This is a genomic window from Actinomadura sp. NPDC049382 (genome assembly GCF_040677125.1).
Taxonomy (GTDB): domain Bacteria; phylum Actinomycetota; class Actinomycetes; order Streptosporangiales; family Streptosporangiaceae; genus Spirillospora; species Spirillospora geliboluensis.
Genome location: NZ_JBFARO010000088.1, coordinates 1 through 13684 on the forward strand (window position 1 = coordinate 1; position 13684 = coordinate 13684).

Consider the following 13684-nt stretch of genomic DNA (forward strand, 5'->3'; position numbering starts at 1 on the left):
GGCCGCCGCGGCGACCGCCGCCGCGGCCGTCCCGGCCGTGCTGCTGTGGCCCTCGGACGCGCCCGCCGCCCGGCGGAACGCCCCGAAGACCCCGATCGGCGTCCCCACCGGCATGACCCTGCCGAGCTCGGAGGTCGCGGTGCACGCCGTGGCGTTCTCCCCCGACGGCAGGACCCTGTGGGGCGCCGGGTTCTCCACCATCCTGCGCTGGGACCTGGCCACCGCCCAGGTCACCACCCGCAAGATCGATGACAACGCCGAGACCTACCGGCGGCCCATGGCCTTCAGCCCGGACGCGAAGACCCTCGCCACCTCCGGCGACGACAAGGTCGTCCACCTGTGGGACGCGGCGTCCGGGAAGATCCGCAAGACCTTCCCGCGGATCCAGGGCGTCCAGGCGCTCGCGTTCAGCCCGGACGGCCGCTCCCTCGCCGTCAGCGTCGGCAACGGCCCCCACTACGTCCAGGTCTGGGACATCGCCACCGGCAAGTCCGTCCCGATGAAGACCGACTACTACGCCAAGGCGCTCACCTTCTCACCGGACGGCAGATCCCTCGCGGGCGGCTACGCCTTCGCCGGACGCTTCACCGTCTGGGACGTCTCGTCCGGCAAGGCCACCGAGATCGCACCGCGCGACGCCACCGAGATCCCGTGCCTCGCGTTCAGCCCCGACGGGACGACCGTGGCGGCCTCCACCGGCGGCTACTACGGATACGAAATCCGGAAGGCGGCCGGCGGCGACCTGAAGACCACCGTCAGAGACCTCGGCGGGGAGGTCCAGGCCCTGGGGTTCAGCCCGGACGGCGACACGCTCGTCACCGCCGACCAGAAGAACATCCGCCTGTGGCACGTCCCGACGGGCCGCAACACGGCGACGCTCCCCGGCGACGCCGACGACGAGCAGGCGCTGGCCTTCGCCCCCCACGGCCAGAGCTTCGCCACCACCAGCGGCACCGGGACGACCCGCCTCTGGACCTTCCGGTAGCAGGAGGCGGGGCCCTCATCCGGCGTCCGAACATGGACGCGGGAAAGCCGGGAAACGGCGCCCGATTACTCGCCATAATGGCAGCTTCCACTGAATCCGGGGGGTGGCGTGTCGGTCGAGGTCGCCGCGGTGCGGGTGGGCATGTCGGTGACGCAACTGGCCGTGGGGCGGTGGCTCGCCGGGCGTTCGACCAGGGACGGAGCCGGAAGGGACCTCGTCGAGCTGATCAAGACGGGGTTCCCGGACGAGATCAAGCGGCGGCGCGTCCAGCGGCAGTTCGAGGACATCGCGGATTCGGTCGCCGACCGGCTCCTGACCTTCGCGGGACGCGAATTCGGCGGGCTCACCGACGGCGACCGCCAGGCGGCGCTGCACGAGGTGGTCCGCACTCTCGACAATGCCGATCTGTCGGACGACGCCTTCTTCTCGGCCGACGCCGACCCGGTGAAGCTGGCGCGCGGCCTGCGGACGCGGCTTCCAGACCGGCGAGCCGAGTTCGAACTGGGCGAGGCCGGTGCCCGACTGTACGAAGTGGTGCTGGACGAATGCTGCGACTGCCTCGCCCGCATCATCGTCCACCTCCCGCAGTTCGGGCCGCGCGCGTCGGCGGAGATGCTGGGCAGGCTGAGCGGCCTGGCCGACCAGGTCGGCACCGTCCTGGCGCGGCTCCCCGCACGCACCCTCGACGCACCGGAAGGCACGTCGGACGATGACGAGTTCACCCGCCGGTACCTCGCTTCGATCAGCGAGTCCCTCGACACCCTGGAACTGTTCGGCGTCCGGTTCGAGCGGTTCACGCGTCCGCAGACCGCGCTGAGCGTCGCCTACATCAGCCTCAACGTGTCGGATGAGAGCAAGCGGGCTGCCCGGCCGTCGAGGCCGCATGCGGTGCCGGTCAGCGATTGGCGGGACGGGGTCAGGGCCGGGTCCGTCCGGGTCGAAGCGGCCTTGGCCGACCACCGGCTGTTGTTGTTGCGCGGTGAGGCGGGCGGCGGCAAGAGCACCTTGCTGCGATGGCTCGCGGTCACGGCGGCGCGGGGTTCGTTCAGCGGCCCGCTGAGCAAGTGGAACGGGTCCGTCCCGTTCGTCATCAAGCTGCGCAGCCACGCGGGCAAACTCTTGCCGCGTCCCGAAGAGTTCATCGACGACGTCGCCGGTCACCTCGCCGGGATCATGCCGCGCGGGTGGGCGCACCGGCAGCTCTCATCCGGCCGGGCACTGCTCCTCGTGGACGGCGTGGACGAGGTCACCGGTAGCCAGCGCCAGGCGGTCCGGGAATGGCTCAAGCGGATCGTCACCGAGTTCCGCGACATCCGGATCATCGTCACCTCGCGTCCGGCGGCGGCCGCCTCCGACTGGCTCCGCGCCGAAGGGTTCGCGACGGCCTTCCTCGAGCAGCTCTCCCCGGCGGAGATCAGGACGCTCGTCCAGCACTGGCACACCGCCGTCCGCGACTGCGCCGACCTGCCGTGCGAGCCGGAGCGCCTGCCGTCCTACGAGGCGCGGCTCCTCGCACGACTTGAAGGCGCTCCTCACCTGCGAGCCCTCGCGTCCAGCCCATTGCTCGCCGCCATGCTCTGCGCGCTCAACCTCGACCGCGAAGCACTCCCCCGCAATCGCATGGGCCTCTACGGTGCCGCCCTTGAGATGCTCCTGGAGACGCGGGACACCAAGCGCGGCATTCCGAGCGCCCTCGAACGCGAGCAGAAGATCCGCATACTCCAGGACATCGCCTGGCACCTCTCCACCAGCGCCCGCGTGGAACTGCCGAAACCGATGGTCGAGCGACTCGTCGCCGACCGGCTGGCGTCGATGCCGCAGGTCCACGTCCGCCCGAGCACGGTCCTGGACGAGCTGCTCCAGCGCAGCGGCGTCCTGCGCGAGCCGGTCCCGGGCCGCATCGACTTCGTCCACCGGACCGTCCAGGAGTACCTCGCCGCCAAACAGGCCGCCGACCTCGGCGACATGGACCTCCTCATCAGGTACGCGCACCGCGACACCTGGCGGGAGACCGTCATCATGGCCGCCGGCCACGCCAACGAGCCGCTGAGGCGCGAACTCCTCTCCGGCGTCCTGAGCCGCGCCCGCTCGGAGCAGCGACGCGCCCGCACGCTGAAACTGGTGGCCGTCGCCTGCCTGGAGACACTCCCGTCGATACCGGACGACCTCCGGGAAGACCTCAACCGGTGCCTGGACGACCTGATCCCGCCCCGAGACGAAGCCTCGGCCCGCTCCCTCGCCACCGCCGGCGAGCCCGTGCTCTCTCGGCTGCCGAGCACGCTCGAGAATCTCAGCGAGGCGGCCGCCCGCGCGACCGTGCGGACGGCCGCCCTGATCAACGGGCCGCACGCCCTGGACGTCCTCGCACGCTACGCCTCCGATGCCCGTCGCGGGGTTCGGGAGCAAATCGGTACGGCGTGGACCTACTTCGACGCCGACGAATTCGCCGACCGGGTACTCGCCAATGCCCCGGCCGGAGGCACTCTCACGCTGCTCCAGGCCCCCCACCACCTGCGCGCCCTCGGGCGTGTCAAGCCCCTTTCAGATCTGTTCGTTCACATGGACGACATCGATGATCTCGACTTCCTCACAGGCCACGCGGAAACGCTGACGTATCTCGGCCTTCGTGCCAGGCGGTCGATGGTCGATCCCATGGCGCTGCCGCCGCTGCCCGCGCTGCGAGCCTTCACACTCGAACATCCTCACGTCGGCGCCCTCGGCTTCCTGGACCGCCTTCCTCTCCTCAAGAGCCTCTGGCTGAGGGAGTGCGGCATGATCACGGATTACTCGCCGCTCCAGCGCCAGTCGAGGTTGACGACTCTGTGGATGGTCGGATGCACGCACCTCACGAGCCTCACCATGCTCCCTCCCCTTGAGAGATTCCTGACTTTCGGGATCAGCGGTTCGCATCTTGACGACGGTCTTGACCGCATAGGCCGGGCGGCCCCCCGCCTCGCGACGCTGGCCGCGAACCGCTGCGCCTGGGTAACTGATCTTCGGCCGCTCACCACCCTGCCGCTGGAGGGGCTCTATATCGCTCGCTGCGAGAACGTGACCGACTTCGAGCCGCTCTCCTCCTTGACCGGCCTCCTGCACCTGAACCTGTCCGGAACGCTCATCGAAGACCTCCGGCCACTGCGCGGTCTCTCCGAGTTGCGTCAGCTCTGGCTCGAGGAGTGCACCCGCCTAGGCGATCTGAGCCATTTGGCCTCCCTGCCGAACCTCCGGTACCTCGATCTCGGCGGCGCCGCACCCGGGCTCGATCTCGCGCCTCTGGCCGCCAACCGCAAACTCACCGTCACCGTCGAGGCAGGGCAGGACGTCCGTGGGGCCGAGGCGCTCGGACGGCGACTGAAAGTCCGCTGATGGATCATCGCGATCTGCTGAACCGTCTGCTGCCCGCTGACGACCCGGATGACCTGCAAGTACGCCAAGGCCAGTTCCACATCGTGGTCATGGGCGCGGACCGCGTCGTGTGCCTGCCCCGCACCCCGGCGGCGGCCGACCGGTTGCCCACGCGGGCGGCCGTGCTTCACGCGCTCGCCCGCCTCGACCTCGGCTTCCGCACGCCCGAGCCGCTGTCGCAGGGCGGCGCACCCGGCACCGGCGAGACGCCGTTCCTGGTCCTCAGCCGCATTCCGGGGCAGCCGCTGAAGGCTGACGCACTCAACGACGCCCACGTGATCGACTCCGTGGCGGCGCAGTACGCCGCGCTGCTGTCCGGTCTCGCCCGTGCCGGCGCCGACGAGACGGTACGAGCGGTCATCCCCCAGGCGCCGGAAGACCACTGGCGGCGGTTCGCGGACGACGTGCGCACGGAGTTGTTCCAGCTCATGTCCGCCAGCGGGCGCCTGCGCGCCGAGCGGGAACTCGCGGCACTCGACGGCCTCCCTCATGTCACGCACGCAGTGGTCCATGGCGACCTCGGAGCCGAGAACGTCCTGTGGGAGTGGGCAGACGGCCTGCCGCGCCTCTCCGGAGTACTCGACTGGGACGACGTCGCCCTCGGCGACCCGGCCGAAGACCTCGCCGCCATCAGCGCCAGTTACGGCCCTGAGCTGCTGAAACGCATGCTCGCCCTCAGCGCGGGGTCGCACCGTGAACTCCTCGCCCGCATCGCTGCGATCCGCGGCACGTTCGCCCTGCAGCAAGCCCTCTACGCCGTCCGCGACGGCGACGACGAGGAACTCGCGGACGGCCTGGCGGGCTACCGCTGAGCCAGTCCGGAGCACATAAGACGCGACTGGACACCGTGATCGTGCGACTACTTTTCGTACGCCGACGCAGGTGAGGCGGCACGGCGGCGAGAGCGGCGCGAGTTGTCCGGTTGGTGGCGATGAGTTCTCGGCGCGGCGCCGGTCCATTGAGGGAGCGCGAAGGGAGGAGTCCGGTGTCGTGTGCGTCACACCTCGTTGACCTCGACTGTGGTCGAGGTCTCAGGCTGGAGGCCGGAGAGCAGGGCCGATTCGTCGGACCCCGCTGGAATACTCCCGGAGCGCGCGAAGTTTAACGGTTCGCGAAAGTGTCAGTCGCTGCAGTATTTTTGCGACCTACCCCCTGAAACGTGCCCACGGTCCTGCGTGCCCGCGTGCGGGCCCCGACGATTGGAAGAGAGTTGACCGCTCCCGCGTCTCAAGCGACGGCGGATGGCCCACTGAAGCAACCCGACGCCGGCGGCGGTCTCGACCGCGGCGTGCTGGCCGTGGCCGGGGTCGTCGTCCTCGGCGCGATCATGTCCATCCTGGACGTGACCGTCGTCAACGTGGCCATCAACGACCTGGCCAAGGAGTTCAACACCTCGCTGGCGACGATCCAGTGGGTGGCGACTGGCTACACATTGGCACTGGCCACGGTGATCCCGGTCACCGGGTGGGCGTGTGCGAGGTTCGGCACCAAGCGCCTGTACATGGTGTCGATCCTGCTGTTCGTGATCGGCTCGACGCTCGCCGGCCTGGCCTGGTCGGCGGAGTCCCTGATCCTCTTCCGGGTGCTGCAGGGCCTCGGCGGCGGCATGATCATGCCGGCCGGTATGACGATCATGACCCAGGCGGCCGGCCCGCAGCGGGTCGGCCAGGTGATGAGCATCGTCGGCGTGCCGATGCTGCTCGGCCCGATCCTCGGCCCGATCATCGGCGGCTACCTCGTCGACGACGTGTCGTGGCGCTGGATCTTCTTCATCAACCTGCCGATCGGGATCATCTCGCTGGTGCTGGCCGCGAAGATCCTCAAGCGGGACGAGCCGAAGCCGGCCGAGCGGCTCGACCTGCTCGGGCTGCTCCTGCTGTCGCCCGGTCTGGCGGCCCTGATCTACGGCATCGCGCGCGGCGCCGAGGAGAAGGACTTCCTGCAGACCGAGCCGGCGGTGTTCACGGTCGCCGGCGCGGTGCTGGTGATCGCGTTCGTGTTCCGTGCACTGACGGCCGCGAGCCCCCTGATCGACCTGCGGCTGCTGAAGCGCCGGTCGGTGGCGGCGGCCTCCGGCACGATGGTGATGTTCGTAACCGCGTTCATGGGCGCGATGCTGCTGCTGCCGCTGTACTACCAGGTCGTGCGCGGCGAGGGCGCGATGGCGGCCGGCCTGCTGCTGGCCCCGCAGGGGTTCGGCGCGATGGTCACGATGCCGATCGGCGGCAAGCTCACCGACCGGATCGGCCCCGGGCGGGTCGTGCTCGGCGGCCTGGTCGTGGTGGTGCTGTCGGTCGCCGGCTTCGCGGCGGTGCTGGAGGGCGACACGTCCTACTGGGTGCTCGGCACGGTGCTGTTCGTGATGGGTCTCGGCATGGGCCTGACCATGATGCCGACGATGGCCGCGGCCATCCAGACCCTCGGCCACGACGAGGTCCCGCGGGCCAGCACGATGCTGAACATCATCCAGCAGGTGTCGGCCTCCATCGGCACCGCGCTGATGTCGGTGCTGCTGGCGAACCAGCTCACCGCCAAGCTCGGCGGCGGGGCCGGCGGCGAGATCGGCAGCACCGAGAAGGTGCCCCCGGCGATCATGGAGAAGATCGCCGGGCCGATGGCGGACGCGTTCCAGCACACCTACTGGTACGCGGTCGGCCTGATCGCCCTGGCGTTCCTGCCGGCGCTGCTGCTGCCGCGCAAGAAGCCGGAGACCCCGGCGGTCGACGCGCCGATGCCGATGCACTAGAACGTCCCTGGCGCGTTCCAGACCCCGGCCGGACCCCGAGTGGGCCCGGCCGGGGTTTCGCCTTTTCAGGGCCCTCTCAGGCCGTCGCAGACCGCCTGTCGGCCCAGTACTCGTCCTTCAGCAGCCGCTTGTAGAGCTTGCCGGTCGGGTGCCGGGGCAGTTCGGGCCGGAAGTCGACCGACCGCGGGCACTTGTAGTGGGCGAGGTGGTCGCGGCAATAGGCGATCAGCTCGGCCTCCAACTCGGGGCCGGCCTCGTCCATCGACAGGGGCTGGACGACGGCCTTCACCGCCTCCCCCATCTCGGCGTCGGGGACGCCGAACACCGCGACGTCGGCGACCTTGGGGTGCACCGCGAGGACGTTCTCGGCCTCCTGCGGGTAGATGTTCACCCCGCCGCTGATGATCATGTAGGCGCGGCGGTCGGTGAGGTAGAGGAAGCCGTCCTCGTCCACGTAGCCGACGTCGCCGAGGGTGGTCCAGCCGCGGCCCTTCGGGTCGCGGGTGGCGGCGGTCTTCTCCTCGTCGCCGTGGTACTCGAACGTGGGCCCGTTGCCGAAGTAGAGCGTGCCGGACTCGCCCGGCGGCAGTTCGTCGCCCTCCTCGTCGCACACGTGGACCTCGCCCAGGATGGGACGCCCGACGGAGCCCTTGTGGGCGAGCCAGTCCTCGGAGTTGGTGTAGACGAAGCAGTTGCCCTCGGTGCCCGCGTAGTACTCGTGCAGGATCGGGCCCCACCACTCGATCATCCGCTCCTTGGCGGGGACGGGGCAGGGCGCTGCCGCGTGCACGGCGTAGGCCAGCGAGGAGAGGTCGTAGCGGGCGCGGGTCTCGTCCGGGAGCTTCAGCATCCGGATGAACATGGTCGGCACCCACTGGCTGTGCGTGACGCGGTACTTCTCGATTGCGGCGAGCGCCTGCTCGGGGTCGAACTTCTCCATCACGACGACGGTGGCGCCGAGCCGGTGGAAGACGAGCGAGTAGCGCAGCGGCGCGGCGTGGTAGAGCGGCGCCGGGGACAGGTACACCGAGTCGCCGCCGGCCGCGAACAGGTGCGAGATCAGCATGTAGAGCGGCCCGGCCTCGCCCATGGGCGCCTTGGACAGCGGCGGCTTCACGCCCTTGGGGCGGCCCGTGGTGCCCGACGAGTAGAGCATGTCCATGCCCTCGCACTCGTCCTCGATCGGGGTGGACGGGTACCGGGCGACGCGCTCCTCGTACGACTCGTAGCCGGGGGCCGTGCCGCCGAGCATGAGGCACAGCGGCACGTCCGGCGCGGATCGCGCGGCCGCCTCCATCGACGCGCCGGCGATGAAGACCTTGGCCTCGCAGTTGCCCACGATGTAGGCGAGCTCCTCGTCCTGGAGCCGCGAGCTGATGGGGGTGTAGTAGAGGCCCGACCGCTGGGCGGCCCAGGCGATGGCCAGGTAGAGCGGATGGTTCTCCAGCATGAACGCGATGTGGTCCCCCGGGCGCAGCCCCTCCGCGCGGAGCAGCTGCGCGAGCCGGTTGGACTCCTCGTTCAGTTCCCGGAAGGTGACGACCCGCCCGGAGCCCGCCATGATCACGGCGGGCTTGTCGGGCGTCTGAGCGGCGATCTGCCCCAGGTGCATGGCCGCAACCTACCGGGCCGGACCGCCGATTGGAATGCCGTTCGGTTTATCGGGCGTCAGACGAGCATGTGGTCGAAGTCGCCGTCCTTGGCCCCGCCCACGAACGCCTCCACCTCCTCGCGCGTGTAGACGAGGATCGCTCCCTCCGGGTCCCGGGAGTTGCGCACGGCGATCTCCCCGCTGGGGAGTTCGGCCATCTCGACGCAGTTCCCGGACGGGTTGCTCCGGCGGCTCTTCTGCCAGACGAGCCCGGTCCGCCGGACGTCCGGCATGTGGTGGCCGTCCATGTCTGCCCCCTCTAGGCGTCTCAGCCTCCACACGGGAGGCCGCGATCTCGCCCCACCCCACACAATGGTACGAGATGCACGTGCATTCGTTCTTGCATTCGTTCATGCAGACGGTCTTGCATCTGCACGGCTTGGGGAGCAAGATAGCGAACGCTCACCGGTGACCACTCCGCACGCCTCTGAGGTTTGACCATGACCGTTGACCAGGCAGACGAAGTCGCGGCCCCCGCCGCCATGGGAGGCGGCCGGTCGCGGCGCGCCGCCGTGCACGCGCACTGGCCGGACGCGGCGCCGCCCGCGCCGAACATCCCGGCGAACCCCCGCCCGAGCGTCCCGGCCGCCGTGCCGGGCCTGGCCGGGCTCTGGCCCGCCCCGCACGCCGGCACCCCGCGCACCGCGCGGCGGGTGCTGCCCGCGGAGATCACCGCGCCCCGGGCGGCGCGCGAGTTCACGCAGGCCACGCTGGACGACTGGGGCCTCGGCGGGGACGCCGGAGACGTCGTCGTCGCGGTGTCGGAACTGGTGACGAACGCGCTGCGGCACGGGCTGGAGGGCCTCCCCCAGCCGCTGCCGCTGTGCCCGATCCAGCTGGTGCTGGTCGGGCACCCGCGGCGGCTCGTCGTCTCGGTGACCGACCCGTCGGGCCGCGTGCCCGAGCCGGTGCCGGGCGAGCCCGACCGGTTCACCGAGGGCGGCCGCGGCCTCGTGGTCGTCGGCGCGATCAGCGACGCCTGGGGCTGGGCGCGGCTCGCCACCGGCGGGAAGGCCGTCTGGGCGGCCTTCGACCTGCGGGTCAGCCCTCCAGCATCACCGGAGCCGGCTCGGCCCGCGACCGCTCCGGACTCTCCAGCTCGCTGAGGAACGACTGGGCCCAGCGGTCCACGTCGTGCTCGATGACGCGGCGGCGCATCGAGCGCATCCGCCGCGCCTGCTCGGCGGGCTCGGCGTTCAGCGCGTCGCGCAGCGTGCCCTTGAGCCCGTCGATGTCGTAGGGGTTCACCATGAACCCGCCGCGCCGCAGCTCCGCGGCGGCGCCGGTGAACTCGCTCAGCACGAGCGCGCCGCGCAGGTCCTTGCGGCAGGCGACGTACTCCTTGGCGACCAGGTTCATGCCGTCCCGCAGCGGGGTGACCACCATCACGTCCGCCGCCAGGTAGAGCGCGGTCAGCTCGGCACGGTCATACGAACTGTGCAGATAGTGGATGACCGGAAACCCGATCTCGCCGTACTCGCCGTTGATCCGGCCGACCTGTTGCTCGATATCCTCGCGGAGCAGCTGGTACTGCTCGACGCGCTCCCGGCTCGGCGTGGCGATCTGCACGAACACCGCCTGGCCCGGCTTCAGGTGGCCGTCCTCGAACAGCTCCCCGAACGCCTGCAGCCGCTGCGTGATGCCCTTGGTGTAGTCGAGCCGGTCGACGCCGAGCAGCACCGTGGCGTCGCCGAGGTCGGCCCGGATCTCCTGCGCCCGCTCCTGGACGTCCTGGCGCGCCACCAGGTCGTTCAGCTCGCCCACGTCCACGGAGATGGGGAACGCGCGGGCGCGCACGACGCGGTCGTCCCAGAAGACGTCCTGCTTGACGTAGCGGGCGTCCAGCAGCCGGCGGCACAGCCGCACGAAGTTGGCCGCCGCGCCGGGGAGCTGGAAGCCGACCAGGTCGGCGCCGAGCAGGCCCTCCAGGATCCGCCGCCGCCACGGCAGCTGCCAGAACAGCTCGACGGGCGGGAACGGGATGTGCAGGAAGAACCCGATGCGCAGGTCGGGGCGCAGCTCGCGCAGCATCGACGGGACGAGCTGGAGCTGGTAGTCCTGCACCCAGACGATCGCCTCCTTGGCCGCGACCTTCGCCGCCGCCTCCGCGAACCGCCGGTTCACGCGGACGTAGGCGTCCCACATCGCGCGGTCGTACACGGGCGGGGCGACGACGTCGTGGTAGAGCGGCCAGAGCGTCGCGTTGGAGAAGCCCTCGTAGTAGAGCTCGACCTCGCGGGCGGACTGCGCGATGGGGTGGAGCGACATGCCGTCCTCTTCGAACGGCTCCAGTTCCTCGTCCGGCGCGCCGGTCCAGCCGATCCAGGTGCCCTTCCGCCGGCGCATGACCGGGGCGATGGCGCTCACCAGCCCGCCGGGGCTGCGCCTCCAGCGGGGGGCGCCGTCCGCCCCGACGATCCGGTCGACCGGAAGCCGATTTGCCACCACAACGAACTCACTACCGCGCGACACCTGCGACCCGCCTCTCCAGGAAACCCTCAGCGATCACTCATGCCCAAAAACGGTCATCAGGAACATCTTGTCACTTCGACGCTAAGGAGCAGGCGGCGGAAAAGGCGGATGTCAGGGGGCCGGGAGCACTCAGCCGGGGGATTGGAGCGGGCCATATTGCTTTCCGGGCAGGTGACCCGTCCTGACGCGGCGGTCACGGCACCCGGGGCGCGAGCGAAAAAGTTACCCAGATCACATCGGCGGCCGGGCCGGGCCCCGTGGCGGGCCGTCCGGCCCGGTCCCGGCCGCCGGGCGGGTGCTCAGGCGGGGACGGACTGCCGATCGGGCGCGGCGTCGCGGCGCCGGCCCCACAGCAGTGAATCGACGGAGAAGCGGCCCGCGCCCGTGAACGCGAACAGCAGGCAGACGACACCGAGCACGAGCACGTACTCGTAGCCGCCCTCCTGGCTGAACAGGCCCTTGTCCATGTGGACGTACCAGAAGGCCCCGGCCATGTCGAGGGCGATCAGGACGCCGGCGAGCGGCACCAGGACGCCGGCGATGAGCGCGATGCCGCCGAGCAGCTCGACCCAGGTGCCGTAGACGGCGGCGAGGCCCGGCAGCGGGATGCCGAGGTGGTCGAACGAGCGGGCGACGGCGGCGTGGCCCTCGTCGGTGAGCTTCTGCCAGCCGTGCGCGACGAAGACGACGCCGACCGCCAGCCTGCCGAGGAGCAGGCCGGCGTCGGGCAGGGCGGGGTGGCGGCGGGGTGGGAGCATGCCTCGTCTCCTCCGGTTGAAGGTTCAAACATGAACTAGCAGAACGCTAGCAGGATGATTCAAATTCAGACCATTTAGAAACTTCAAGAGGGTTTTCATGCCAACTAGAATCACCGCATGAACGAAGTGGGGGACGCCGCCCTGGAACCACGTGAGCTGCGCGCCTGGATGGCCTTCCTCGCGGCCGGCCACCTGGTGGACCACGAGGTCGAGCGGCAGCTCAAACGGGACGGCGGGCTGTCCCACGCCGAGTTCGAGGTGCTGGTCAGGCTGCGGTCCGCCCCCGACCGCCGGCTGCGCATGTCGGACCTCGCCCGGGAGGTGATGGTCTCCAAGAGCCGGCTCACCTACCAGGTCACCCAGCTCGAACGGGCCGGGCTCGTGAAACGCGCGGGCTGCGCGACGGACCGCCGGTCGGTGTGGGCGGAGCTCACCGACGACGGCGCCGCCGCGCTCGACCGGGTCCGCCCCGGGCACCGCCGCGTCGTCCGCGAGACGCTCATCGACGTGCTGACGCCGGAGGAGATCGACCTGCTCGGCGAGGCGCTCGGCCGCGTGGCCGACCGCCTCCGCGCGCGCTAGGCCCGCCCGGCATGCGCGATTTCGGGGGCATCGTCGAGCGGTCGCCCGTGCGGATCGTCCGTCCGGGGTCGGCGCAGGAGGTCCTGGAGGCCGTCCGCGAGGCCGCCGCCGGCGGGCTGGACGCGGTCCCGCGCGGCCTTGGGCACTCCACCTTCGGCCAGTCCCTGACCACGGGCGTCTCCCTCGACATGCGCGGGCTGGCGGGCGTCCACGCGATCGGCGAGCGGCAGGTCGCCGTCGGCGCCGGGACGAGCTGGCGCGAGGTCCTCGCCGCGACGCTGCCGCGCGGGCTGACCCCGCCCGTCCTGACCGACCACCTGGACGTGACGGTCGGCGGGACGGTCTCCGCGGGCGGCGTCGGCGGGACGTCCCACCGGCACGGCACGCAGGCCGACAACGTGCTCGCCCTGGAGGTCGTCGCCGGCGGGCGGGTCGTCACCTGCTCCCCCGCCGAGCGGCCGGAGCTGTTCGACGCCGTCCGGGGCGGCCTCGGCGGGCACGGCGTCATCACCGCGGCGACGCTGCGGCTCGTCCCCGCCCCGGAGCGCGTGCTGTCCTGCACGATCCCCTGCCGGAGCGCCGGCGACCTGCTGCGGGTCCAGCGCGAGGTGCGGGCCGAGCACATCTCGGGCCAGGCCAAGCCGTCCGGCGGCGGCTGGCGGTTCGAGGCCAAGGCCGTCCTATACGGGGACGGGGGCGAGCCGCCGCCCGGCACCACCGAGACCGAGAGCCTCGGCTACCTCGACTTCGCCGACCGGATGCGGCCCGACGTCGAGGAGCTGGTCGCGCTCAGCGAGTGGGCGCGCCCGCACCCGTGGGCCATGGTGTTCCTGCCCGAGCACCGCGCCGCCGCGGTGATCGAGTCGACGCTCGCCGAGATGACGACGGCCGACCTGGGCCTCAGCGGCGTCGTCCTGGTCAAGGCGCTCCGCACCGGAACGGTGCTGTTCAGCGTCCTGCGCACGGCCTCGCCGGGCTGCGCGCCCGTCGCGGAGATGCTCGCGGCCAACCGGCGGCTCCTCGACCGGGCCCTGGCGGTCGGCGGCGCCCGCTACGCGGTCGACTCGACCGGGTAGGCGGCCGCG

General features: G+C 71.0%; 11 protein-coding genes. 7 read left to right on the plus strand and 4 right to left on the minus strand.

Translation table 11 applies throughout. The annotated features are described in order from the left end of the window. The 4 genes from AB0K34_RS33635 to AB0K34_RS33650 form a co-directional block, all read left to right on the plus strand. The coding region (locus AB0K34_RS33635; protein WP_364553000.1) for a WD40 repeat domain-containing protein at positions 1 to 985 on the plus strand (985 nt) is incomplete at its 5' end. A gap of 108 nt (positions 986 to 1093) precedes the next feature. Continuing rightward, positions 1094 to 4351, plus strand: a complete 3258-nt coding sequence (locus AB0K34_RS33640; protein ID WP_364553002.1) for an NACHT domain-containing protein — start codon at positions 1094 to 1096, stop codon at positions 4349 to 4351. Then, complete coding sequence (gene vph, locus AB0K34_RS33645; protein ID WP_364553004.1) at positions 4351 to 5202, plus strand: viomycin phosphotransferase; 852 nt, start codon at positions 4351 to 4353, stop codon at positions 5200 to 5202. Before AB0K34_RS33640 ends, vph begins: the two co-directional genes overlap by 1 nt. Positions 5203 to 5678: 476 nt before the next feature. Then, on the plus strand, positions 5679 to 7136 hold the full coding sequence (locus AB0K34_RS33650) for a DHA2 family efflux MFS transporter permease subunit (RefSeq protein WP_240807277.1): 1458 nt from the start codon (positions 5679 to 5681) through the stop codon (positions 7134 to 7136). Positions 7137 to 7212: 76 nt separating this feature from the next. On the opposite strand, the gene AB0K34_RS33655 is transcribed toward AB0K34_RS33650, so the two are convergent. Beyond that, complete coding sequence (locus AB0K34_RS33655; protein ID WP_138635157.1) at positions 7213 to 8748, minus strand: acyl-CoA synthetase; 1536 nt, start codon at positions 8746 to 8748, stop codon at positions 7213 to 7215. Positions 8749 to 8804: 56 nt separating this feature from the next. Next, positions 8805 to 9035 (minus strand): DUF397 domain-containing protein, encoded by a 231-nt coding sequence (locus tag AB0K34_RS33660; RefSeq protein WP_138635154.1) that lies wholly within the window; start codon positions 9033 to 9035, stop codon positions 8805 to 8807. 192 nt (positions 9036 to 9227) lie between these two features. On the opposite strand from AB0K34_RS33660, the gene AB0K34_RS33665 reads away from it, so the two are divergent. Continuing rightward, positions 9228 to 9893: an ATP-binding protein gene (locus AB0K34_RS33665; RefSeq protein ID WP_138635151.1), complete on the plus strand. Its 666-nt coding sequence runs from the start codon at positions 9228 to 9230 to the stop codon at positions 9891 to 9893. On the opposite strand, the gene AB0K34_RS33670 is transcribed toward AB0K34_RS33665, so the two are convergent. Together AB0K34_RS33670 and AB0K34_RS33675 are read right to left on the minus strand one after the other, a co-directional pair. After that, positions 9829 to 11259 (minus strand): trehalose-6-phosphate synthase, encoded by a 1431-nt coding sequence (locus tag AB0K34_RS33670; protein WP_364553006.1) that lies wholly within the window; start codon positions 11257 to 11259, stop codon positions 9829 to 9831. The genes AB0K34_RS33665 and AB0K34_RS33670 overlap by 65 nt on opposite strands. Positions 11260 to 11558: 299 nt before the next feature. Continuing rightward, on the minus strand, positions 11559 to 12017 hold the full coding sequence (locus AB0K34_RS33675; protein ID WP_301176851.1) for a DoxX family protein: 459 nt from the start codon (positions 12015 to 12017) through the stop codon (positions 11559 to 11561). Between the two features lie 117 nt (positions 12018 to 12134). On the opposite strand from AB0K34_RS33675, the gene AB0K34_RS33680 reads away from it, so the two are divergent. Together AB0K34_RS33680 and AB0K34_RS33685 are read left to right on the plus strand one after the other, a co-directional pair. Next, positions 12135 to 12599, plus strand: coding sequence for a MarR family transcriptional regulator (locus AB0K34_RS33680; RefSeq protein ID WP_138640438.1), 465 nt, complete (start codon positions 12135 to 12137; stop codon positions 12597 to 12599). An 11-nt stretch (positions 12600 to 12610) separates the two neighbouring features. Beyond that, positions 12611 to 13675, plus strand: a complete 1065-nt coding sequence (locus tag AB0K34_RS33685; protein ID WP_364553008.1) for an FAD-binding protein — start codon at positions 12611 to 12613, stop codon at positions 13673 to 13675. Positions 13676 to 13684: the final 9 nt, after the last annotated feature.